At 69.6% G+C, this 22,532-nt stretch carries 19 protein-coding genes and 2 tRNA genes; 9 read left to right on the top strand and 12 right to left on the bottom strand.

All coding sequences use genetic code 11. From position 1 onward, the window contains the following. Window positions 1-3 precede the first annotated feature (3 nt). On the bottom strand, window positions 4-966 hold the full coding sequence (locus ABZ738_RS17590) for an L-threonylcarbamoyladenylate synthase (RefSeq protein ID WP_357214747.1): 963 nt from the start codon (window positions 964-966) through the stop codon (window positions 4-6). Between the two features lie 299 nt (window positions 967-1,265). Between ABZ738_RS17590 and ABZ738_RS17585 the strand changes: the two genes are divergently transcribed. Together ABZ738_RS17585 and ABZ738_RS17580 are read left to right on the top strand one after the other, a co-directional pair. Beyond that, window positions 1,266-2,009: a TetR/AcrR family transcriptional regulator gene (locus tag ABZ738_RS17585; protein ID WP_176092183.1), complete on the top strand. Its 744-nt coding sequence runs from the start codon at window positions 1,266-1,268 to the stop codon at window positions 2,007-2,009. Continuing rightward, the gene (locus ABZ738_RS17580; RefSeq protein WP_176092182.1) at window positions 2,006-2,917 is read left to right on the top strand and encodes an SDR family NAD(P)-dependent oxidoreductase; all 912 of its coding nucleotides are present in this window, start codon (window positions 2,006-2,008) and stop codon (window positions 2,915-2,917) included. Before ABZ738_RS17585 ends, ABZ738_RS17580 begins: the two co-directional genes overlap by 4 nt. Before the next feature lie 173 nt (window positions 2,918-3,090). Here the strand turns inward: ABZ738_RS17580 and ABZ738_RS17575 are convergent. From ABZ738_RS17575 to gyrB, 6 genes are all read right to left on the bottom strand, one after another. Continuing rightward, window positions 3,091-3,166: transfer RNA gene (locus ABZ738_RS17575), tRNA-Ala, on the bottom strand. 40 nt (window positions 3,167-3,206) lie between these two features. Further along, window positions 3,207-3,335, bottom strand: a complete 129-nt coding sequence (locus ABZ738_RS17570; protein ID WP_217705935.1) for a DLW-39 family protein — start codon at window positions 3,333-3,335, stop codon at window positions 3,207-3,209. A gap of 43 nt (window positions 3,336-3,378) precedes the next feature. Continuing rightward, a tRNA-Ile gene (locus ABZ738_RS17565) sits at window positions 3,379-3,452 on the bottom strand. A gap of 209 nt (window positions 3,453-3,661) precedes the next feature. Next, window positions 3,662-4,588 carry a DUF3566 domain-containing protein gene (locus ABZ738_RS17560; protein WP_131053422.1) on the bottom strand — a complete coding sequence of 309 codons (927 nt, stop codon included), beginning with the start codon at window positions 4,586-4,588 and terminating at the stop codon, window positions 3,662-3,664. A 4-nt stretch (window positions 4,589-4,592) separates the two neighbouring features. Next, a complete protein-coding gene (gene gyrA, locus ABZ738_RS17555; protein WP_357214744.1) occupies window positions 4,593-8,312 on the bottom strand; it encodes an intein-containing DNA gyrase subunit A in 3,720 nt (1,239 codons plus the stop codon). 188 nt (window positions 8,313-8,500) lie between these two features. Continuing rightward, window positions 8,501-10,447 (bottom strand): DNA topoisomerase (ATP-hydrolyzing) subunit B, encoded by a 1,947-nt coding sequence (gene gyrB, locus ABZ738_RS17550; RefSeq protein WP_131053424.1) that lies wholly within the window; start codon window positions 10,445-10,447, stop codon window positions 8,501-8,503. A 537-nt stretch (window positions 10,448-10,984) separates the two neighbouring features. Here gyrB and ABZ738_RS17545 point away from each other — a divergent pair. Continuing rightward, on the top strand, window positions 10,985-11,566 hold the full coding sequence (locus ABZ738_RS17545; protein ID WP_131053425.1) for a hypothetical protein: 582 nt from the start codon (window positions 10,985-10,987) through the stop codon (window positions 11,564-11,566). 54 nt (window positions 11,567-11,620) lie between these two features. Here ABZ738_RS17545 and ABZ738_RS17540 read toward each other — a convergent pair whose 3' ends face one another. The 5 genes from ABZ738_RS17540 to dnaA all read right to left on the bottom strand — a co-directional run bounded on the left by ABZ738_RS17540 (window position 11,621) and on the right by dnaA (window position 18,183). Further along, the gene (locus ABZ738_RS17540) at window positions 11,621-12,358 is read right to left on the bottom strand and encodes a DciA family protein (RefSeq protein ID WP_357214375.1); all 738 of its coding nucleotides are present in this window, start codon (window positions 12,356-12,358) and stop codon (window positions 11,621-11,623) included. Continuing rightward, on the bottom strand, window positions 12,348-13,481 hold the full coding sequence (gene recF, locus ABZ738_RS17535; protein ID WP_131054419.1) for a DNA replication/repair protein RecF: 1,134 nt from the start codon (window positions 13,479-13,481) through the stop codon (window positions 12,348-12,350). The genes ABZ738_RS17540 and recF overlap by 11 nt, the downstream gene beginning before the upstream one ends. A 15-nt stretch (window positions 13,482-13,496) precedes the next feature. Further along, entirely contained in the window at window positions 13,497-14,369 is an 873-nt protein-coding gene (gene gnd, locus ABZ738_RS17530; protein WP_131054418.1) for a phosphogluconate dehydrogenase (NAD(+)-dependent, decarboxylating), read from the bottom strand. 40 nt (window positions 14,370-14,409) lie between these two features. Continuing rightward, a complete protein-coding gene (gene dnaN / locus ABZ738_RS17525; RefSeq protein WP_131054417.1) occupies window positions 14,410-15,543 on the bottom strand; it encodes a DNA polymerase III subunit beta in 1,134 nt (377 codons plus the stop codon). Between the two features lie 777 nt (window positions 15,544-16,320). Next, the gene (gene dnaA / locus ABZ738_RS17520; protein WP_357214371.1) at window positions 16,321-18,183 is read right to left on the bottom strand and encodes a chromosomal replication initiator protein DnaA; all 1,863 of its coding nucleotides are present in this window, start codon (window positions 18,181-18,183) and stop codon (window positions 16,321-16,323) included. A gap of 627 nt (window positions 18,184-18,810) precedes the next feature. Here dnaA and rpmH point away from each other — a divergent pair. The 6 genes from rpmH to rsmG all read left to right on the top strand — a co-directional run bounded on the left by rpmH (window position 18,811) and on the right by rsmG (window position 22,307). Next, window positions 18,811-18,948: a 50S ribosomal protein L34 gene (gene rpmH / locus ABZ738_RS17515; protein WP_067300964.1), complete on the top strand. Its 138-nt coding sequence runs from the start codon at window positions 18,811-18,813 to the stop codon at window positions 18,946-18,948. A gap of 32 nt (window positions 18,949-18,980) precedes the next feature. After that, on the top strand, window positions 18,981-19,394 hold the full coding sequence (gene rnpA / locus ABZ738_RS17510; protein ID WP_357214368.1) for a ribonuclease P protein component: 414 nt from the start codon (window positions 18,981-18,983) through the stop codon (window positions 19,392-19,394). A gap of 44 nt (window positions 19,395-19,438) precedes the next feature. Next, the gene (yidD, locus tag ABZ738_RS17505) at window positions 19,439-19,684 is read left to right on the top strand and encodes a membrane protein insertion efficiency factor YidD (RefSeq protein WP_217706055.1); all 246 of its coding nucleotides are present in this window, start codon (window positions 19,439-19,441) and stop codon (window positions 19,682-19,684) included. Beyond that, the gene (gene yidC, locus ABZ738_RS17500; protein ID WP_131054413.1) at window positions 19,681-20,676 is read left to right on the top strand and encodes a membrane protein insertase YidC; all 996 of its coding nucleotides are present in this window, start codon (window positions 19,681-19,683) and stop codon (window positions 20,674-20,676) included. The genes yidD and yidC overlap by 4 nt, the downstream gene beginning before the upstream one ends. Window positions 20,677-20,888: 212 nt before the next feature. Beyond that, window positions 20,889-21,476, top strand: a complete 588-nt coding sequence (locus tag ABZ738_RS17495) for a R3H domain-containing nucleic acid-binding protein (protein ID WP_131054412.1) — start codon at window positions 20,889-20,891, stop codon at window positions 21,474-21,476. A 90-nt stretch (window positions 21,477-21,566) separates the two neighbouring features. Then, entirely contained in the window at window positions 21,567-22,307 is a 741-nt protein-coding gene (gene rsmG / locus ABZ738_RS17490) for a 16S rRNA (guanine(527)-N(7))-methyltransferase RsmG (RefSeq protein WP_357214741.1), read from the top strand. Window positions 22,308-22,532: the final 225 nt, after the last annotated feature.

Here is a 22,532-nt window from a genome sequence, read left to right as displayed (position 1 = left end):
CCGTCAGCCGGCGGGATGCCAGGTGGCGGCGGCGCGACGCAGTCGGTCGTTGACCGCCCGCCCCACCCCGCGCTCCGGCACCGGCTCGGCGACGATCTCGGTAACCCCGGCGGCGTCCAACCGGTGCAGTGCCTCGAAGAGCCGCGCCGCCGCCTCGGTCAGGTCACCGGCGGTCGAGAGCACCTCCACCGCCGCCCAGCCGCCCGCCGGCCGATCCCGGAACGCCAGGTAGCCACGCCGAACCCCGTCCTCGGCAGGCGGTGCCCCCACGTCCCGCAGACGCAGCGGCGTACGCGGCGCGTAGTGCGCGGCCAACGTGCCCGGCGCGACCGGCTGCCCCGAACTGCCCTGACGCACCGTCACCGGGCCGGTGAACCTCTCCACCTCCTCGACCGGCAACGCGCCCAGACGCAGCACCACCGGACGGTCCCCGCGAGCGTCCACGATCGTCGACTCGATCCCGCACCGGGTCGGCCCACCGTCGAGCACCACGTCCACCGCGCCACCCAGTCCGCGTACCACGTGCTCCGCCCGGGTCGGACTGAGCTGCCCGAACCGGTTGGCACTCGGCGCCGCCACCGGCACCCCCGCCGTGGCGATCAGCTGGCGCGCGTACTCGTTGTCCGGCACCCGCACCGCCATCGTCGCCAACCCGGAGGTGACGATCGGCGGGATCGCCTCCGGGCGGTCCACGATCAGCGTCAACGGCCCCGGCCAGAACCGCTCCGCCAACGCCGCCACGCCCGCCGGGACCACCCCCACCAGCGCCTCCAGGTCAGCGGCGTCGGCAAGGTGGGTGATCAACGGATCGAAGCTGGGCCGCGCCTTCGCCTCGAAGATCCGGGCCGCCGCCCGCGCGTCCAACGCGTTCGCCCCCAGGCCGTAGACGGTCTCGGTGGGAAAGGCCACCAATCCGCCGGTACGCAGCACCGAGGCGGCCTCGGTCAGGTCACCCTCGGCGGGCAGGACGCGCGGAGATCCAGTGCTCACACCGTCGACGCTAGCCTGCGCCCGACGCCTGCCCCGACATGCCCCGACTCCCCCCGAGAAATCGGCAACGTACGCAGTGAGCGGCACCGCCCCCGGTCCCGTACCGCCGACCAAGGCGGAGTGCGCGGAGCGTCTATCGCTGGGCCGCGTGTTGCGGGATCGGGTGGTCGCGCCGTTGCTGTTCCACGCGGGTGCGGTTCGAGCCTGTCACCGACGCCGAGCGTCGGGGTATCGCTGCTACCCAAACTGCGACGATATCGTGTAGCGTTGATAACATGAGCGACAGTCCTTCGACCCGAGCGGTCGAGAGTGATGTCCGCACGAGGCTGATGCGTGCCGCAGAGCTTCTGCTGGCCTCGTCGAAAGATGGCCAGATCTCCACGCGCGAGATCTGCGCGCGGGCGGGCGTCACCGCCCCGACTCTTTACCATCATTTCGCGGACAAGGACGCGCTGCTGGATGCGGCGGTGTTGGAGGGTTTCAACGCCTATCTCGCAAGAAAGCATGCCGTCGGGTGGAGCGGTGATGTGCTCGATGACTTCCGTGCGGGATGGGACATGCATGTGTCCTTTGGCTGCGAGCATCCTGCCCACTACCGGTTGATGTTCGGCAATCCCCAGGCTGAGCAGACCGTTCCCGCGGCGTTGGTGGCGCAGGAAGAGCTCGCCCGCCAGGTCACCGAATGGGGTGTGGGCGGTTATCTCAAGGTCCCCGTCGAGGTCGCGACGCAGACGATGTCGGCTGCCGCGATCGGGGTGGTGTTGCAGCTGATCGCCCTACAGGCCGACAGCACGCACCCGATCTCGACGAACGTTCGCGACACCGTCGCCCACGCACTGTTCCATCCTCAGAACGCGCGCGACGAGGTCGCCGCAGGCACGTCACGGCCCGCCCGCCTTCTCCTCGACGCGTTGCCGCCGGATTTCCTGGGGCCCTTGCGTGCGACGGAAGTCGCGCTGCTGCGCGAATGGCTCACCTCCCTCACAGACAACCCGCCACAGCGAAGGACACACACATGACCGAGAGAGCCGACGGCGGAAGATCACAGAGGTACGAGGGCAAGCAAGCGATAGTCACCGGAGGTACCCGTGGCATTGGAGAGGCCGCCGTCCGCCGACTCGCCGCCGCCGGGATGAGCGTGGTCATGGTCGGTCGTAGCGACGCAACGCTGCGACAGGCCGCCGACAGGATCCGGGCGACGGTTCCGGACGCCGACCTTCGCCTGGAGAGCGCGGACCTGTCGCTGATCCGGGAGGTCCGCACACTGGCCGACCGACTCGCTGACAGCACGTCACCCAGTGTGGTGATCAACAACGCCGCAATAACCGCCGACATCGGCACTCGCACCGACGAGGGCATCCAACTCACCCTGGCCACCAACCACCTGGCGCCCTACGTGCTGATGCGAACCCTCGTCGAGTCCGTCAAGGAGCGCCCCGCCCGGTTCGTCGTGGTCGGCGCAAGCCCCACCGTGCTGAGGTCCTACCCGGTGGACCTGGATGATCTGCACACACAGAACGCCCGGGCGCTCGGTCGCTTCTCCAGCTTTCGCCCCTTCGCCGCCTATGCACGCACCAAGAACATGAACACGATGTTCGTCTACAGCCTGGCGAGACGGGTGGCGGACAGTGGCATCACCGTCAACGGAGCCCACCCCGGGATCATCGCCCAGACCGGCCTCTCCCGTGACGCGCGCGGACTGGGCAAGATGCTGGACACGATGGTGAACCTCAACCCCTTGCGGAAGACACCCGACCAGGGAGCCGACAACCCGGTATGGGTCGCGACCGATCCCGGCCTGGACGGCGTGAACGGACGCTTCTTCGTGGACCGCAAACAGGTCACCACGCCCGACCACACGCTCTCCGTCGAACGCTGCGAGGCCCTCTGGGAGCGCAGCGCGGAACTGGTCGGCATGCAGCCATAGACATGGTGCTGACAGCCGACAACCGCCGCGTACAGAACCCCCGGTTGAAGTGTCGACCGCGGTCGGCGTCAACCGGGGTTCTTCGTCGCCCACCGGAAGGGCCTGACGACTCGTTACAGGGGCTTGGCTGTACGAATGGCTGTACTCGGACCGAGATCAACCAAGGAAAGTGCTGGTGGAGCCCAGGGGACTCGAACCCCTAACCCCTGCCTTGCAAAGGCAGTGCTCTGCCAGTTGAGCTAGGGCCCCGTACGCGGGCTGAGGCGCCCGCCGATCGGAACGGTGACGATCAGCGCAGGTCCGGGGAGGTGGTGGCCTCGTGCCAGAGCGCGCGCTCGTCGTTCGCTTCCTTGATCTTCTTGGCCACCACGGCGGCCACACCGACGACGCCGGCCAGGATCAACAGCTTCTTGAACATGGGGCCTGCCCCTTACGCTCGACGCACCGTCGGACCATTGCGGTGGGGCTAGCTGGAATCGAACCAGCGACCTCAGAGTTATCAGCTCTGCGCTCTAACCGACTGAGCTATAGCCCCGCGTAGCGACGAGCAAGGTTAACCCATCCGCTCACGCCGCCCCAAATCGGGGTGGACCCTCGGGACTGCCCGACACCGTCGTCCTCGAAACTACCCGAGAGCCGGTGGTGAGCCCACCGAGATACCCCGGACGCCCCGGGTCGGGGCCGGAAACGGCGACCGGGCCGGCCGCGAGGAGCGGCCGGCCCGGAGGCGATGTTCCCGAGGTGTCAGTCGCGCTCGGCGAGCGTCAACTCGATGCCACCGACCAGGTCGGCGCAGACGTTGTAGACGAACGCCCCGAGTGTGGCCAGCGCGGTGAACAGGACGACGTTGACCAGACCGATCAGCGCCGAACTGAAGATCACGCCACGTGCGGTGATCTGGAAACCGCTGGTGCCCTGCCCACCACCCGCGTTGACCAGGTCACCCAGGCTGTCGTTCACGCTGGTGAAGACGCCCATCGCGTCCAGCGCGAGGTAGAGCACCGAGGTCGCGACAACGATGACGATGAACAGCACCACTGACACGGCGAACGCGAACTTCATCACGGACCAGGGGTCGATCCGCTTGAGGTTCAGCCGGGCCCGACGCGGTCCGCGCGACGCGGCCGAACTGACCGAGGTACGCGCGGCGCGTACCGCCTCGCCCACCCGCGCGGCACCGACGGCCGACGAGCCGACTCCCGGGGGCAGGCCACCTCCGTTAGCCGGGCGACCCGCACCGAGCGGACGGTTGGCGTCCGGCTTCGGGCCTAGGCCGGTGATCCGTGGCTGGGTACCTGTCGTGCCGGTACTCATCGCCGGCAGCACGCCGGTGGTGCCCGGCGAGGGCTGACCCGGGCGAGGTCCGCTCTTCGTCGGGGTCGACGGCTTGCCGGCGGCGCTGGCGGCAGCTGTCGGTGTGCCCGGGGAGACGGCGGCCTCGGCACCCGGCTTGTCGCCGGACGCCTCGGCGTCCTTCTCGTCTGTGGGCTTGTCGGGCGGCGGAGCCATACCGGGTGCCCGGGTGAACTTCGGGGCAGGCGCGTCGGCGGGAACGGTCGCCCGGCCCACGGCCGCGCGGCCGGTCGCTGGCGTGCCGGTCTTCGCGGCATCCTCGTCGACCGGGTTGGCCGAGGTCCCCGCGTTCCCCGACTTCGCCTGTGTCTCCGTCATTCAACTAGTCCTGTTCGTCAGGCTCGTCGGCATTGCGAGCAATCGCCACGATAGTCACGCCATCCGGGAGGTCCATCAGCTTGACCCCCATTGTGTTCCGGTCGCGTGTACGGCGTACAGGCTTCACCGGAGTCCGGATAACGCCACCGTTGCTGGTGATGGCAAACAGCTCGTCGTCCGGGTCGATCACGACGGCACCGACCAGACCACCGCGCCGTTCGGTGATCTTCGCAGTCAGTACGCCCTTACCTCCCCGGCCCTGCACCGGGTATTCCTCGATCGGGGTACGTTTCGCGTATCCCCCGTTCGTGGCGACGAGCACGTCCAGCCCCTCGCGGACCACCTCCATGGCCAGCAGCTCGTCCTCGTCGCTGAAGCGCATGCCGATCACACCCGACGTGGCCCGGCCCATCGGCCGCAGCGCGTCGTCCGTCGCGTTGAACCGGATGGCCTGGGCGTTCTTGGAGACCAGCAGCAGATCCTCGCCGGGGTCGACCAGCGCAGCACCGACCAGCTCGTCCTCATCGCGCAGGTTGATCGCGATGATGCCGCCGGACCGGTTGGAGTCGAACTCCTCAAGCCGCGTCTTCTTCACCAGGCCGTTCTTCGTCGCCAGGACCAGGTAGGGCGCCACCTGGTAATTCGGAATCTCGATGATCTGTGCGATCTGCTCGTCTGGTTGGAACGCCAGCAAGTTGGCCACGTGCTGGCCCTTGGCCACCCTACTGGCCTCCGGAAGCTCGTACGCCTTGGCCCGGTACACGCGCCCCTTGTTGGTGAAGAACAGCATCCAGTCGTGCGTCGAGCATACGAAGAAGTGGCTGACGATGTCGTCCTGCCGCAACGTGGCACCGCTGACACCCTTGCCGCCGCGCCGCTGCGAGCGGTAGAGATCCACCTTCGTCCGCTTGGCGTACCCGGTGCGGGTGATGGTGACCACCACGTCCTCGCGGGCGATGAGGTCCTCCATCGAGACCTCGCCGTCGAAGGGGATGATCTGGGTACGCCGGTCGTCGCCCCACTTCGCGACGATCTCGCCCAGCTCCTCCGAGACGATCCGCCGCTGCCGCTCCGGCTTGGCCAGGATGTCCTTGAGGTCGGCGATCTCCAGTTCCAGCTTGGCCAGGTCATCGAGGATCCGCTGCCGCTCCAGCGCGGCGAGGCGGCGCAGCTGCATGTCCAGGATCGCGGTCGCCTGGATCTCGTCGATCTCCAGCAGCCGGATCAGGCCCTGCCGGGCGTCCTCGACCGTGGGCGAACGCCGGATCAGGGCGATCACCTCGTCCAGGGCGTCCAGCGCCTTGGAGAGACCCCGCAGGATGTGCGCCCGCTCCTCGGCCTTGCGCAGCCGGAATGCCGTCCGTCGCCGGATCACCTCGATCTGGTGCTCGACGTAGTAGCGGATGAACTGCGCCAGGTTCAGCGTGCGCGGCACCCCGTCGACCAGCGCCAGCATGTTCGCGCCGAAGGTCTCCTGGAGCTGGGTGTGCTTGTAGAGGTTGTTCAGCACCACCTTCGCGACCGCGTCGCGCTTGAGCACCAGCACGATCCGCATACCGGTACGCCCGGAGGACTCGTCCCGGATGTCGGCGATCCCGCCGAGCTTGCCCTCCTTGATCAGCTCGGCGATCCGCTCGGCCAGGTTGTCCGGGTTCACCTGGTACGGCAGCTCGCTGACCACCAGCGCCGGCCGACCGCGCTTGTCCTCCTCGACCTCGACCACCGCGCGCATCCGGATCGAGCCCCGACCGGTGCGGTACGCGTCCTGGATGGCGGACTGGCCGACGATCAGACCGTGGGTGGGGAAGTCCGGACCCTTGACGATCTCCAGCAGCGCTTCCAGCGTGGTGGCCTCGTCCGCCTCCGGGTTCTCCAGGCACCACTGCACCGCCGCACCGATCTCCCGCAGGTTGTGCGGCGGGATCTTCGTGGCCATGCCGACCGCGATGCCCTCGGAGCCGTTGATCAGCAGGTTCGGGATCCGCGACGGCAGGATGGTGGGCTCCTTGGCCCGGCCGTCGTAGTTGTCCTGGAGGTCGACGGTGTCCTCGTCGATGTCCCGCAGCATCTCCATGGCGAGCGGGTCGAGCTTGCACTCGGTGTTGTGGCTGACGAACCCGTCGGAGACGAACGAGTGGTCGTCGGTGTCCACCCGGATGCTGTAGACCGGCTGCACACCCGCGTCGGTGACCCCGGCCACCTCGGCGTAGTAGAAGCGACCGTCCACCAACGGCTCGACCACGTCGAGCACCTCGGACTCGGTGATCCGGGCGGCGATCTCGTCGCGATCGCGCTCCCAGCGCTCGATCCGGTCCACGTTGTGCCGGCGCAGCCAGTCCCGCTCGGTCCAGCGGCTGGCGCCGTGCTCTCGGATGAAGTCACCGACCAGCGGCACGTGGTCGCTGGAGAGCGCCGTGCTGCTCGCCGGGACCGAGGCCAACTCCGACTCCAGCTTGGCCTGCTTGCGGCCGAGGAAGCCGACCTGGGCGGCGAAGATCCGCGCGTCCCGGCGGTTCGTCACCACGACCTTGATCTCGCCATTGTCGTACCGGCACTGGCGGCTGACGACGCCGAACTCCAGCAGCAACTGCTGCACCTCGCGGGCGAGCCGCTCGCTGCGCGTGGAGTACGAGATCTGGATGGTGTTGCGCGGCAGCAGCGACGAGGAACCGTCGCCCTCGAACAGCGCCTGGAGGAAGGCCCGCTTGATTGCCGCTGGCCCCTGCCAGACGAACTCCGGCACGAGCTTCGCCGCACTGCGCGCACCAACCAGCTCGCCGAGGACGCTGGCCCGGAGCGCGGAAAGGTCCTGGATGTCGAGTTCGTGCAGGACGCTCCCGGACGCGATCACCCGCTCGCTGACGTACCGACGACCGCCGACAGCGAGGTCGTACGCCGCCAGGACGCGGACGAAGAACTCGCGGTCGACGTTATTGAAGCCCGCGCGGGTCTCGGAGACCCAGCCCTCGCTGACGAAGGCACCCGCGAGGACGGCGGCCTCGACGTGCTCCAGCATCGGGTAGCCGATCTCGTCCGGCACGCTGCGCTGAAGGACCACCCGGTCGCCTTGCGAGATCTCGGCGAGCAGCTTCCAGAGCAGGGTCGGCACGCCGGCCACGTCCACCAGGCAGAGCACCGGGTGGTTGTGGGTGCCGGTCAGCTCGTACCCCTCGCGGGTGCGCAGCCGCAGCGTCGGGTGCTCGCCGGAGTGGAAGAACGCCGAGGCGCGGACCAGGTCGCCGTTGCGGTCGCGGACCTTGAGGTCGATGTCGCTCTCGCTGCTCGACGCCGCGCCCGGCACCACGTCACCGATCCGCACGCTGCCACTGGCGGCACGAATACGGACATCTGCGGTCAGACAATAACGCATAGCCGCAGCAGGGTCGTTTCCGGGCGAACCGAAGTTGCCGTTGCCGTCCACCAGCGGGTAGCGCAGCGACCAGGGCTGGGCCATCCGGACCAGGGCGTCGTAGATGGCCGAGTCCCCGTGCGGGTGGAACTGGCCCATCACGTCGCCGACGACGCGCGAACACTTGACGTAACCACGGTCCGGTCGGTAGCCCGAGTCGAACATGGCGTAGAGGATCTTGCGGTGGACCGGCTTGAGCCCGTCCCGGACGTCCGGCAGCGCCCGCCCGACGATGACGCTCATCGCGTAGTCGAGGTAGGAGCGCTGCATCTCCACCTCGAGCCCGACCGGCTCGATGCGGTCGTGGGCGACCACGGCAGCCGGCGCCTCGGGGACCTCGGGCTCGTTCGGTGTGGACTCGGGGGAATCGGTCACTGTTAACCCTTATCAGACTGAGAGTCGTTTTTGTGCCTGTGGATAACTGCTGTGGATAGCGGCCAAGTTGTGGATAACTCTGTGGACCGGCCTGCCGGACCGGAGTCCCGACCCGGCAGGCGCGCCCGTCAGATGTCCAGGAAGCGGACGTCCTTGGCGTTGCGCTGGATGAACGAGCGGCGTGCCTCGACGTCCTCACCCATCAGGACGCTGAACAGCTCGTCGGCGGTGGCGGCGTCGTCCAGGGTGACCTGACGCAGCGTCCGGGTCGCCGGGTTCATCGTGGTCTCCCACAGCTCCGGGTAGTTCATCTCGCCGAGGCCCTTGAACCGCTGGATGTCGTCCGGCTTGGCGTTCGGCTTCTTCTGCTGACGCAGCGCGATCAGCCCGTCGCGCTCCCGGTCGGAGTACGCGTACTGCGCGTCGTCGCCCTTCTTGTTCCACTTGATCTTGTAGAGCGGCGGGGCGGCGAGGTAGACGTGACCGAGCTCGACCAGTGGCCGCATGAAGCGGAACAGGAGAGTGAGCAGCAGCGTCTGGATGTGCTGACCGTCGACGTCGGCGTCGGCCATCAGCACCACCTTGTGGTAGCGCAGCTTCTCCATGTCGAAGTCGTCGTGGATGCCGGTGCCCAGCGCGGTGATCAGCGCCTGCACCTCGTTGTTCTTGAGCACCCGGTCGATCCGGGCCTTCTCCACGTTGAGGATCTTGCCGCGGATCGGCAGGATCGCCTGGGTACGCGGGTCGCGGCCCTGCTTGGCCGAGCCGCCCGCCGAGTCACCCTCGACGATGAACACCTCGGACTCGCGCGGGTCGGTCGACTGGCAGTCGGCCAGCTTGCCCGGCATCGAGCCGGACTCCAGCAACGACTTGCGACGGGCCAGCTTGCGCGCCTGCTGGGCGGCGATCCGGGCGCGGGCGGCCTGGGACGCCTTGGTGATGATGATCTTCGCTTCGGCCGGGTTGCGGTCCAGCCAGTCGACCAACCGGTCGTTGCAGACCCGCTGGACGAAGCTCTTCACCGGCGTGTTGCCGAGCTTGGTCTTGGTCTGACCCTCGAACTGCGGGTTGGTCAGCTTGACCGAGATGATCGCCGCGAGGCCCTCGCGGATGTCCTCGCCGGAGAGCTTCTCGTCGCCCTTGAGCAGCTTCTTGTCCGCGCCGTAGCGGTTGACCACGCTGGTCAGCGCGGCCCGGAAGCCCTCCTCGTGGGTGCCGCCCTCGTGGGTGTTGATGTTGTTGGCGAAGGTGTAGACCGATTCGCCGTACGACTCGTTCCACTGCATGGCGATCTCGAGCGACATGCCCTCTTCCTCGGCACCGAACTCGATCACCGTCTTGTGCATCGGGCTCTTCGAGGCGTTGAGGTGCCGGACGAAGTCGGCGATGCCGCCCTCGTACTGGAAGGTCACCTCGCGGAGCTTGCCCTCCTCGCCCTCGGCGACCCGCTCGTCGAGCAGATGGATCTTGAGGCCACGGGTCAGGAAGGCCATCTCCTGGAGGCGGCGGTAGATGGTCTGGAAGTCGAAGTCGACCGTCTCGAAGACGTCGGGGTCGGGCCAGAAGGAGACCGCCGAGCCGGTGGTGTCGGTCGGCTCGCCCTTCTCCAGGGTGGTGGGCTTGGAGTGGTGGTACTCCTGACGCCAGACGAAGCCGTCCTTGTGGATCTCCACCGCCATCTTGGTGGAGAGGGCGTTGACGACCGAGACGCCGACGCCGTGCAGGCCGCCGGAGACCGCGTACGCCTTGCCGTCGAACTTGCCGCCGGCGTGCAGCACGGTCAGCGCCACCTCGACGCCCGGCTTCTTCAGTTTGGGGTGCAGGTCGACCGGGAAGCCACGCCCGTTGTCGGTGACCCGTACGCCTCCGTCGGCGAGCAGCACCACGTCGATCGTGTCGCAGTGACCGGCCAGCGCCTCGTCCACCGCGTTGTCGACGACCTCCCACACCAGGTGGTGCAGGCCCCGCTCGCCGGTGGACCCGATGTACATACCGGGCCGCTTACGGACCGCCTCCAGACCTTCGAGGACGGTGATCGACTCGGCGCCGTACTGCTGATTGTCCTGCGCTGCCACCCTCGGCCACTTTCTCGCGCCGTCCGCGCCGTCAGGCACGTCCGGCGCAGGTTCGGCGGACAGGACGCGACGTCGGCACGCAGACCGGCACCGGGAACAATTCCGGGTTACGGGTCGAACGCGCCGGTCGCCGCGGGTGCCCGCGGATCGCGATCGGCTCGACCCGAGTCGGACAATGATCGCGGGCCCGTGTCGGACCCGTGACCCGTCGCTCCGCACCGGGTCTTCGTCTCACACCAATCTTACTGTGCGCGGCCGACAGAACCACCACTCGGCACCCCTTCGCGGCGGCTGAGATTAACGCAGCGGGCCGAACCGCGCTGTCTGCTACTCCCCCTACACGCAAGGGCATGATCGCCGGATCCGTCGCGTGACGGCGACACGACCCGGGTGGCGGCCCCGACGGTGCTACTGGCCGGTATCGCCCACCATTGGCGTTGCCGCCCTTCAGGTGGCGGGCCGGCCTTGATCTTTCACGGCCGGAACCGGACGATCGACCCGATTGACCCACCGTGCCCGTTGAGAGGTGACACCAAGATGGGGCTGGACAACGTCGCGGTCCAGTGGCCGCGGACCGGCCAGTTCTACGATCCGGTCGCGCCGGCCGACTTCGTCGACTTCGGCGAGATCGTCGACGTACCGGGGATCTCGGCGCCGACCGCCGCGCTCGCCGAACTGATCGCGAAGACAGGTACGGTCCGGGCCACCGCGTACACAGAGGTGGTCGATCTGATCCTCGGACTCGACGGTGTGCTCTACGCCACAGACGCGGCGGCGGAGGACGAGGACCCGGTCATCGACCCGGACGGGTGCGCCTGGATCGCGGGCGGCATCGAACGCTTCGTCATCACGCACCGGCCGCACGGCGAGGCGGTCACGTTCGAGTCGGTCGGCACCGTGCTGCGGTCGCTGCTCGCCGACGGTCGCCTGGCCGAGCAGCAGTTGCGGTGGCTGGACAGCCGACTGGACGCCCTGCTGGACGAGAGCGGCGCACCCCCGCAGTGGACCTTCACCTGCGCCGAGTTGAGCGTGGTGGCCGCCTTCTACCGGCGTTGCGCCGAGCGGGGCTTCGCCGTCTACGCCGAGTCGGCGGCGCCGCGCCGGGCCGCACAGTCCTGACGCGCAGGCGTACGCCGCACCTTCCGGGGTGCGGCGTACGCCACACGCATTCCGTCAGCCGTACGTGTCCCGGGGGCCACGGCCGCGTACCCGCCGTGGCCCGCGAGACCAGGATGGCGCGGCCGGGCCGTGGATGTGCAGCTTGCGCACCACGTTGTGGCCGACCTCCCGGCCGATCTGTTGCAGCAGCGACCCGGCGAGCAGGCGGAGCTGGGTGGCCCAGGCGGTGGACCTGGCCTCCACGGTCAGCTCGCCGTTCTCCAGCTTGACCGGGCGGCTGTGCTGGGCCACCTCCGGCCCGACTACCCGCTCCCAGGCACCGAAGACGGTCGCCTCGGCGGCCGGCTGCTGCCATCCGCGCGCCTTCACCAGCCGCGCCAGCACCGTGCCGAGCAGTTGCGGATCACGCGGGTCGGGCCCCGGGCCGGAGTAGCCGCGCAACCGCCGCTCGCCCGTACCCGCTCCGGCGACGCCGCGTCGGCGCGGCTTGGCGGCCTCCCGACGGGCCTTCGCCGCGTCCAGCACCGCCCGAGCGAGCTGCGGCCCGGACGCGCCGTCGTCACCGGCCGGCGGGCTTCCCGCGCCCGCCGGGCCACCGTCGGTGGCGGATCGGCCGGAGTCGTTCGAGGGCGACGCACCGGCCTCGTCGCCGCCCGTAGGGGCGGCCTTGCCCGCCGCGCCGCGCGTCGTCCGGCTCCGGGTCGCACGTCGGGGCGTTGCGGCGCCGTCGTCGGTCCCTCGGGCGCGGGAAGGTGCCGCGTCCGGACGCGGGCGCTCCGGTTCATCCGACACGACGCACCGTCCCTTCGGCCACCTCGAAGCGGACGCCGCGCAGTGCCGGCGGTACGTCGTCGGCGACCGCGCAGGTCACCAGCAACTGGCTGGCACCGTCGACCAGGCCGGCCAGCCGTTCCCGCCGTCCGGAGTCCAACTCGGCGAAGACGTCGTCGAGCACCAGGACCGGTTCGATCCCGTCGCCGCGCAGCAGGTCGTAGCCGGCGAGCCGGAGCGCGAGCGCGAACGACCACGACTCGCCGTGGCTGGCGTACCCCTTCACCGGCAGCGGGCCGAGGGTGAGGGCGAGTTCGTCGCGGTGCGGACCGACCAGGGTGGTGCCCCGCTCGATCTCGGCGGACCGGGACTCCGTGAGCGCGGCGGCCAGGATCTCGGCCAGTGCCTCCCGGTCGGTGGTCGGCTCGGCGAGTTCCACCGACGGTCGGTACGCGATGCCCGCCGCGCCGCGTCCGGCGGCCACCGCGTCGTACGCCTTGGCCACGTGCGGCGCCAGCGCGGCGACCAGTTCCAGCCGGCCGGCGAGCAGCTCGGCGCCGTGCCGGGTCAGGTGGGTGTCCCAGACGGCCAGGGTGGAGAGGTCACCTCCCCGCGAGCCACCGGTCTTGCGGGCCAGGTACGCGGTCCGCAGCAGTGCGTTGCGTTGCTTGACGACCCGCTCGTAGTCGGCGCGCACCCCCGCGTACCGGGGCTGGCGCGACACCAGCAGGTCGTCGAGGTAGCGGCGGCGTTCCGCCGGGTCGCCCCGGACGAGTTCGAGATCCTCGGGGGCGAACAGCACCAGCCGCAGCGCGCCGAGCACGTCCCGGGCGCGGCGGGCCGGTGAACGGCCGAGCCGGGCCCGGTTGGCCTTGCCCGGCACGATCTCCAGCTCGACCAGCAGTTCCCGGCCCTCGTGCACCACCGCGCAGCGGATCACCGCGGCGGTGGCACCGGCACGCACCAGCGGCGCGTCGGTGGCGACCCGGTGCGAGTCGAGCGTCGCCACGTAACCGAGCGCCTCGACCAGGTTGGTCTTGCCGACGCCGTTGGCGCCGATCAGCACGTTCGGCCCCGGTTCGAGGTCGACGCCGACCCGCTCGTACGAGCGGAAGTCGACCAGTTCGATCCGGCGGACGTACACGGGGCCGGGCGCCGGTCAGCGCTTACGGACGGCGTGCCCGCCGAACTGCTGGCGCAGTGCGGAGACGGCCTTCAGCGCCGGTGACTCGTCCTGCCGGGAGGCGAACCGGGCGTAGAGCGACGCGGTGATGACGTGGAGGGGTACGGCGAGCCGGACCGCCTCGTCGACCGTCCAGCGTCCCTCGCCGGTGTCCTCGGTGTAGTCGCTGAGCTGGTTCAGCTCCGGGTCCTCGTCCAGCGCCCGGTCGAGCAGGTCCAGCAGCCAGGAGCGCACCACGGTGCCCTCGCGCCAGGACTTGATGACGCCTGGTACGTCGGTGACCAGCTCCGAGGCGGCCATCAGCTCGAAGCCCTCGGCGTAGGCGTGCATCAGGCCGTACTCGATGCCGTTGTGCACCATCTTGGCGTAGTGGCCGGCGCCGACCGGGCCGGCGTGCACGAAACCGAACTCGCCCTCGGGCTTGAGCGATTCGAAGATCGGCTTCAGCCGCTCGACGTGCTCCTCGGCACCGCCGACCATCAGGCCGTAGCCGTTCTCCCGGCCCCAGACCCCGCCGGAGACCCCGACGTCGACGTAGCCGATGCCGCGCTCGTTGAGGCGCTCGGCGCGCAGGGCGTCGTCGCTGAACCGCGAGTTGCCGCCGTCGATGATCAGGTCGCCCTCGCCGAGGACCTCGGCCAGTTCGTCGATCGTGGCGTCGGTGACGGCGGCGGGCACCATCACCCAGACCGCCCGGGGCGCATCCAACTTCTCCGCCAGCTCGGCCAGGCTGGTGACGTCACTCAGCTCCAAGTTGTGGTCGAGACCGACCACCTCGTGACCGGCAGCGCGCAACCGCTCGCGCATGTTGCCGCCCATCCGGCCGAGTCCTACCAGGCCGAGCTGCATCGGTTCTTACCTTTCGTGGGTTTCGGGTGTGCTCTGCCGATCAGCGGGACACGCGGATCGGCATGATGAGGTACCGGTACCCAGGGATGAGCTCGCCATCCTCACCGGCGGGGGAAATCACCGCAGGCTTGAAGGCGTCGACGAACTGCAACACGGCGAACTGGGACCCGAGGTTTGCCAGTCCGTCGATCAGGTACTGCGGGTTGAAGCCGATGGTGAGCGGCTCGCCGGTGAAGGTGGCCTCCATGGCCTCGCTGGCCCGGGCCTCCTCGGTGCCGCCGGCCTCGACGACCAGCCCGTCGGTGCTGAAGCTGAGCAGCACCGGGGTGGTCCGCTCGGCGACCAGCGCGACCCGCTTGACGACCTCGATGAGCGTGCTGACGGCCACCCGGGCGTCGGCGTTGTGGGTGGCCGGGAAGAGGGACCGCACCGGCGGGTAGTTCGCGCCGTCCAGCAGGCGACTGGTGGTCCGCCGGGTGCCACCGGAGAAACCGATCATGCCTTCGCCGGCAGCGCCCTGGGAGAGGGCGAGGACGACGTGGCCGCCGAGCGGCCCGAGGGTCTTGGCGGTGTCGTTGAGGGTCCGCGCCGGCACCAGCGCGTTGATGCTGATGTCCGCGTCGTCCGGGTTCCACTCCATCTCACGCAACGCCAGCCGGTAGCGGTCGGTGGCGAGCATGGCCAGCGTGCCGCCGGAGAGCTCGACGCGTACGCCGGTCATCATCGGCAGCGTCTCGTCCCGGCTGGCGGCGACCGCCACCTGGGCGACCGCGGCGGCGAAGGCGGCGGCGTCGACGGTGCCGGCGCTCTCCGGCATCTCCGGCAGGGTCGGGTAGTCCTCCACCGGCATGGTGGGCAGGGTGAACCGGGCGCTGCCGCAGACCAGTTCGAGGTGGGCCCCGACCGCGGCGATGTCCACCGGCTTGGCCGGCAGTGCCTTGGTGATCTCGGCGAGCAGGCGACCGGAGACCAACGCGGCGCCGTCGGCGTCGCCCTGCACCTCCACCGTCACCTGGCTGGAGACCTCGTAGTCGAAGCCGGAGACCTGCAGGCTGCCCTCGGTCACCCGGAGCAGCACCCCGGCCAGCACCGGTACGGACGGCCGGTTGGGCAGGCTCTTCGCGGTCCAGGCCACGGCCTCGGCGAGCGCGTCGCGCTCCACTCGGAACTTCATCAATGCCTCCGCGTCGACGTCGACGTCGTCAACTCTCTCATGCCGGCCGCTACCCGCCGACCCACCTGGCGTGCGGGTACCCATCGAACCTTAGGGCGCGAGGGTATCGGCTGTGCGCCCGACCCCGGCGATCGAGTCGATGCTGACGGGTGCCCCCGGCAGCATCGGCCCGATCCACAGGAAGTCCAACGGTGATGATTGGTTTTCGTTCTTTTAGAAGAGATAACCCATCGTCTTCATCGCACCTGTGCAAACTGTGGAGAACTCGCGTCGACGCAGGTCAGAGTGGTTATCCACCGGTGGGTTAGCTGTGGAGAACCTGGGGTACAACCGGCCTGTCGGTCCACAGGCCCCCGTCGTGCACCGCGTTGTCCACCGTCGTCCACCGGTTGTCCACCGGTAATCCACCGACTTTCTCCCCAGTCCTGTGGACAACGGAGACGGCCTCGGACCCCGTCATCCCCAGAACCTTCAACAGGGCGTCCACAGGCGGGCCGTCGTCGGTGGACAGAGCGACGAGTTGTCCCCAGTCGCCCACAGGCGTCCACAGGGTTGTCCCCAGGGTTTCTCCACAGCCTGTGGGTAACTGGGTGCCGACCGTCCGTGGTTATCCACCGGCGGTGGACAACGAGCTGTGGACAACGAGCGCGAGCCGGAGCGGACACGCCTCCGAGGGTGTGGTCTACACCTCGTCGAGGGGCCACGGTCGATACCGAAAAGAGACCCGGCCGAGGCTCCGGCCGGGTCGTGGAAACCGCTGTGGGACGCGCGTACGCCTCAGGTGTTCTGCTTGATCCGGTTGGTCAGCTCGGCGATCTGGTTGTAGAGCGAACGCCGCTCGGCCATCTGCTGACGGATCTTGCGGTCGGCGTGCATGACGGTGGTGTGGTCCCGGCCGCCGAACGCCTGCCCGATACGGGGCAGCGACAGGTCGGTCAGCTCCCGACACAGGTACATGGCCACCTGGCGGGCGTTGACCAGTACCCGGGAACGGGAGTGCCCGCGCAGGTCCTCCAGGCTGACGCCGAAGTAGTCGGCGGTGGCGACCATGATCTGGTCGGCGGTGATCTCCGGGCCGGCACCGTCCGGGATGAAGTCCCGCAGGACCTCCTCGGCCAGCGACAGCTCCACGCTCGACCGGGTCAGGCTGGCGAAGGCGGTGACCCGGATCAGGGCACCCTCCAGTTCCCGGATCGAGTTCGAGACCCGGGAGGCGATGAACTCCAACACGTCCGGCGGGGCGTACAGCCGCTCCTGGGCCGCCTTCTTCTGCAGGATCGCGATCCGCGTCTCCAGGTCCGGCGGCTGGATGTCGGCGAGCAGGCCCCACTCGAACCGGGTCCGCAGCCGGTCCTCCAGCGTCGCCAACTGCTTCGGCGAGCGGTCGGAGGTGATCACGATCTGCTTGTTGGCGTTGTGCAGCGTGTTGAACGTGTGGAAGAACTCCTCCTGGGTGCGCTCGCGGTTCTCCAGGAACTGGATGTCGTCGATCAGGAGGATGTCGACGTCGCGGTAGCGGCGCTGGAACGCACTGGTCTTGTCGTCCCGCAGCGAGTTGATGAAGTCGTTGGTGAACTCCTCGGTCGAGACGTACCGGACCGAGCGGGCGTTGCCCAGCGTGGTGGCGTAGTGCCCGATGGCGTGCAGCAGGTGGGTCTTGCCCAACCCCGAACTGCCGTAGATGAACAGCGGGTTGTACGCCTTCGCGGGCGACTCGGCCACCGCCACGCTCGCCGCGTGCGCGAACCGGTTCGAGGAACCGATGACGAACGTCTCGAACATGTACTTCGGGTTGAGCCGGTTGCCGCCGCTGTCCGCGCCGGTCGGCAGCCGGCGGTCGTCACGTCCGACCGGGCGGTGGTCGGGACTGCCTCGACCGGGCCCGCTGTCGGTGCCGCCGTCGTTCGGCATGGCCCGGATCACGTGCTGGTCGCGGGGGGAGACGCCGTGGTCCTCGCCGTACCGGCCGGCGAAGCCGCGTGGGCCGTTCGGCGGCGGGTCCAGACGACCGGTCTGCTCGGTGAAGCCGAGTCGGTCGGCGGGCCGTCGGGGCACCTCGGTCGGCCGGTCGTGCTGCCGGTCGTGCTGCCGGTCGTGCTGTCGGGTCGGCTCACCGAAGGCGTGGCCGAAGAGTGTCTCCTGGCCGTCGACCATCGCGGGACCGGTACGTCCGCCGCCGTCCGCCGGTGGCACCTCCGCCACGGGCCGGTCGAACCGGCCGGGCTGTGGCTGTTCCGGGATCAGGGGGAGTTGTTGCCGACCGGGGTCACCGGCGGGGCCTCCGTCCGGTCCGCGAGCGTCGTAGTCGACTGGGCCGTCCGGGACGCCGATGCCGGACTCCGGGACACTGCGGTAGACGGTGCCGGTGGGATGTCCGTCCTCGGGCACGCGGACGGTCACGGCGACCTGGATCGGTCGACCCAGCCGTCGGGTGAGCGCCTCGGTGATGGCCGGGCGCAGCCGGGACTCGATCACGTCTCGGGTGAACGCGTCCGGCACCGAGAGCAGCACGGTGTCCTCGACGATGGCCCGCAACCGGGTCAGCCGCAGGTACGCCCGCTGCTGCGCGGAGATGATCTCGTCGGCGAGCTCGTCCGTGGTCGCCGTCCACACCGCGGCAAGGTCGGTCGTACCGGCCACCGTCGTGCCACCCCCTCGCCTCTGCTCCCCGGACGCCGCCGTCTCCCGGCTGTCCGGATGCCGGGTACCGAGCGGTGTGACCTCTCACCCACCCGGACGCCGAACCGGTCGTCCTCCACAAGTTATCCACAGCCTGTGTACCGACCGATTGTGGCCGCCCGCCGGGCGCGGGTCGGACCTGCCCCCTGCCGTGGCCGGGGGCTGAAGCGGGTTCACCGTGCCGAACGATTGACTACCGTGTCCGGTCTTGCCTGGCGGCGACATCCCGGAACTGGAGACGCTGACCGCAATCGGGCACGGTAACAGCGATGTCGCCGCATCATCAACCGTCGACGGGCCTGGCGCGTTGTCGGCATCAGTGAAATCCCCCGCTTTCGGGCGGTTGTCGCCGCAGGTGAAGGCCCGACTACGCCGGTTTGACGGTGATTGCCCCCCGCCCTAGGGTGGAGGGGCTGCTCTTACGCCCTCTGCTAGGGTGATGGGTGCTTGCTGCCCATGGTCGCGCCCCGTAACGCCGGGGTGACAAGCCACTCGGGCAGCGCCGATCGGGGCCACCGCAGCGGCGGCCTGGACCACCACGACCCGGACGATCCATGTGTCCGGGCGTCCGACAACGGAGAGCCTGACGTGAGCAAGCGCACCTACCAGCCGAACAACCGCCGGCGCGCGAAGACCCACGGCTTCCGGCTGCGCATGCGCACCCGGGCCGGCCGCGCCATTCTTTCGACCCGTCGCGCCAAGGGCCGCACCCGCCTGTCGGCCTGAGGCCGACAGGGTCCGCTCCGGGGACGGCAGTCGTGCTGGCGGCCGCGCAACGACTGCGGCGCAGCATCGACTTCGCCGCAGCGGTTCGCGGTGGCCGACGAGCCGGTCGGGGCACGCTCGTCGTGCACCTGACCCTGCCGGTCACACCCGGAGCCGCAGACGTAGCGCCGGAGCCGGCGCGGGGCGGTGCGGAGTCTTCCTCCGCACCGGTGTCCCGCGCCGGCTTCGTGGTTTCCAAGGCGGTCGGGCCCGCGGTGGTCCGTAACCGGGTCCGTCGCCGGCTGCGGCATCTGACCCGGGAACGGCTCGCCGCCCTGCCGGCCGGGAGCACCCTCGTCGTACGCGCTCTGCCGGCCGCCGCCGACGTGACGTACCAACGGCTCGGTGTGGACCTGGACGCGGCGCTCGCCGCCGCCCGGGCCGGCCGGGAACGGCGGCCACGGTGAGCTCAGAGCCCAGGTCGCCGCGCCCGGCTACCACCGGTGCCCGGGTGCTGACCCTGCCCGTCATCGCGTACCGTCGGTGGATAAGTCCGGCGTTGCCGGCCCGCTGTCGGTTCTACCCGTCGTGCAGTGCGTACGCCCTGGAGGCGATTGCCCGGCACGGCGCGCTGCGGGGAGCCGGTCTGACGGTCCGGCGACTGTCGCGCTGCCACCCATTCCATCCTGGTGGATACGACCCGGTACCGGAGCCGGGTAGCCGCCGACCTGCCGACGTGACTGGAGCCGAGAATTGAGTCTCGACTGGATCTACTACGCGATCTCGTGGATCCTGCTGGCCTGGCATTCGGCCTGGGAGGCCATCGGGATTCCCGACGCCACGGTCCTCGGCACGAACTGGGCCTGGATTCTGGCCATCGTCTTCCTGGTGGTCACCGTCCGGGTGATCCTGTTCCCGGTCTTCGTCAAGCAGATCAAGTCGCAGCGGGCCATGCAGGCGCTCCAGCCGCAGGTGAAGGCGCTGCAGGAGAAGCACAAGGGTGACCGGGAGACGCTCCAGAAGGAGATGATGGAGCTCTATCGGAAGGAAAAGGCCAACCCGTTGATGGGCTGCCTTCCGATGTTCCTCCAGATCCCCGTCTTCCTCGGCCTGTTCCACGTCCTGCGTCGCCTCAACCCGGACCCGGCGAAGAACAACAAGGACATCTACGGCTGGACGGTCGACCAGTTCAACAGCGCCTCGGACGCGACCCTCTTCACCGCGCCGATCGCCAGCAAGTTCGGCTCCACCGCAGCGGAGTTGGCGCAGCTCGGTGCCAACGGCACCGTCGTGAAGATCATGGCCGGTGTCCTGGTGCTGGTGATGATGGGCACCACCTACCTCACCAGCCGCCAGATGATCCTCAAGACCGGCTGGGCCGAGGACCCGCAGCAGCGCATGATCCAGCGTCTGATGCTCTACGGCATCCCGCTGTCGCTGCTCATCTCCGGCGCCATCTTCCCGATCGGTGTGATCATCTATTGGGTCACCAACAACCTCTTCACCCTCGGCCAGCAGCAGTGGGTGCTGCGGAAGTTCCCGCCGCCGGTGACCGCCACCAGCAAGCCGGCCACCACGACCGCCGCCGCGCGGAACGGCGCGCAGCCGGCCAAGAACCGTGGTCTGTTCGGCCGCAGCAAGCCGGCCGAGGCGCCGCCCGCGCCGGCCGCTCCGAAGGTCGCCGGCCCGAAGCCGGGTGTGAAGCCGGCCAACCCGAAGAAGAGTCGCCCCGCCAAACGGCAGGGCTGAAACGTCCGGGCCGCCGTCGGGAGACCGACGGCGGCCCGTTGCGCGACGTGCTGCCGCCGAGAGGCTGGCGCCGGAGCGTGGAAGCGCCGCCTACGACGTGGCGAACGGGCGACACTGCCCTACAGACGTGCCCGTGGGCACCGGCGACGTCCCGCCGGCCGCGGGAAACCAGCGGACCCGAGGTCCGGCCGAGTGAGTACGGAGATGACACCGTGACCGACACCAGCATCCCCCGCGCCGACCAGCCCCTGGACGACGAGGAGCCGACGGCGGCGGCTCCGGTCGACGGCGAGCCGGAGGAGACCGACGCCGAGAAGGCGCCGAGCAAGGCCGCCGGTGAGAGCGACCTCTTCCGGCAGAGCGAGATCGCAGCCGACTACGTCGAAGGGCTGCTCGACATCCTCGACTACGACGGCGACATCGACGAGCTGGTGTCGGGCGGCCGTCCGGTGGTGGAGGTCGTCGGCGGCCGGCTGCAGAACCTGGTCGGCCAGCGCGGCGCCACCCTGGAGGCACTCCAGGAACTGGCCCGGCTCGCCGTCTTCCGGCAGACCGGCTCGCCCAGCCGGCTGCTGCTCGACGTCGGCGGCTACCGGGCCAACCGGCGCAAGGAACTCGCCGCAGTGGCGCGCAACGCGGTCGAGAAGGTCAAGGAGCACGGCGAAGCGGTACGCCTGGAGCCCATGTCGGCCTTCGAGCGAAAGTGCGTCCACGACGTGGTGAACGCGATCGACGGTGTGGAGAGCGAGTCCGAGGGCGTCGAGCCCAGCCGTCGCATCGTCGTCCGGCCCGCGGGCTGACGAGTGACCGCAGACGACGCCAGGGGCGTTACCCCGTCCGGCCCGGGTGGTACGCCGCCCGGGCCGGCGGCTGTCCCGCCCCGGCTGGACCTGTCCCCGGGGTCCGCCGCCGACCGTCCCGACCCCACTACGGCGGTGCTGCCGCCCGACCTGGCCGAGGCGGCCCGGCGTCTCTTCGGTGACCGGCTCGACCTCGCCGCCGCCTACGCCGAACTGTTGGCCACCGACGGCGTGGTACGCGGTCTGATCGGCCCTCGGGAGACGCCCAGGCTCTGGGACCGCCACCTGTTGAACTGCGCCGTGGTCGGCGAACTGATCCCGCAGGGCGCGACGGTCGTCGACGTCGGATCGGGGGCCGGCCTGCCCGGTCTGGTGCTCGCCATCGCCCGGCCGGACCTCACGGTGACGCTCGTCGAACCACTGGCTCGGCGGGTCGTCTTCCTCGACGAGGCCGTGGAGTCGCTCGGTCTGACCACCTCGGTGCGCGTGTTCCTTGGGCGAGCCGAGGAGGCAGTCGCCGAACCGGAGTTGCCGCCCAGTGACGTGGTCACCGCCCGGGCGGTAGCGCCACTGGACCGACTCGCCGGCTGGTGCCTTCCGCTGGCTGCGCCCGGCGGACGCCTGATCGCACTCAAGGGCGCCTCAGCCGCCGACGAGATCGCCGAGCACGCCGAGGCGGTGCACCGCCTCGGCGGCGGGGAGCCGGTGCTGCGCCGCTGCGGCGAGGGCGTCATCACGCCACCGACCACTGTGGTCGACATCGTCCGTGAACGGGCGGTCGCTCCGCCCGCCAAAACGACCCCCAAGAAGTCCCGCTCCCGCCGCCGCTAACCGCCTGCGGGTAAGGAAGGGCCCCTTTCTAACGCCTGGTGCATAGGAAGGGTCCCTTCCTAACCCTCCAGCCGCCGGAGGGCGGTGCCGGGCGCTCGGCGGGCGACAGCCAGTGGCGAAGAAGCGGGTCGGACAGTGCTGTCCGGTGCCTCCGTCAATCCGCCACCTGTCCCGGGTTGTGTCATCGTGATCGGCGGGTTGCGAACCCGACGTGGACCCGCCACG

Origin of the sequence: Micromonospora sp. NPDC047793, assembly GCF_040642635.1 — a bacterium.
GTDB lineage: Bacteria > Actinomycetota > Actinomycetes > Mycobacteriales > Micromonosporaceae > Micromonospora.
The sequence above is the reverse complement of the archived record's forward strand: the minus strand, read 5'-3'. Positions and strand labels throughout refer to the sequence as shown.

Excerpts from the sequence above, each read along its gene's own strand:
- ABZ738_RS17585 (WP_176092183.1), top strand. The coding sequence starts at position 1,266 with ATGAGCGACAGTCCTTCGACCCGAGCGGTCGAGAGTGATGTCCGCACG.
- ABZ738_RS17580 (WP_176092182.1), top strand. The coding sequence starts at position 2,006 with ATGACCGAGAGAGCCGACGGCGGAAGATCACAGAGGTACGAGGGCAAG.
- ABZ738_RS17570 (WP_217705935.1), bottom strand. The coding sequence starts at position 3,335 with ATGTTCAAGAAGCTGTTGATCCTGGCCGGCGTCGTCGGTGTGGCCGCC.
- ABZ738_RS17560 (WP_131053422.1), bottom strand. The coding sequence starts at position 4,588 with ATGACGGAGACACAGGCGAAGTCGGGGAACGCGGGGACCTCGGCCAAC.
- ABZ738_RS17545 (WP_131053425.1), top strand. The coding sequence starts at position 10,985 with ATGGGGCTGGACAACGTCGCGGTCCAGTGGCCGCGGACCGGCCAGTTC.
- gnd (WP_131054418.1), bottom strand. The coding sequence starts at position 14,369 with ATGCAGCTCGGCCTGGTAGGACTCGGCCGGATGGGCGGCAACATGCGC.
- dnaN (WP_131054417.1), bottom strand. The coding sequence starts at position 15,543 with ATGAAGTTCCGAGTGGAGCGCGACGCGCTCGCCGAGGCCGTGGCCTGG.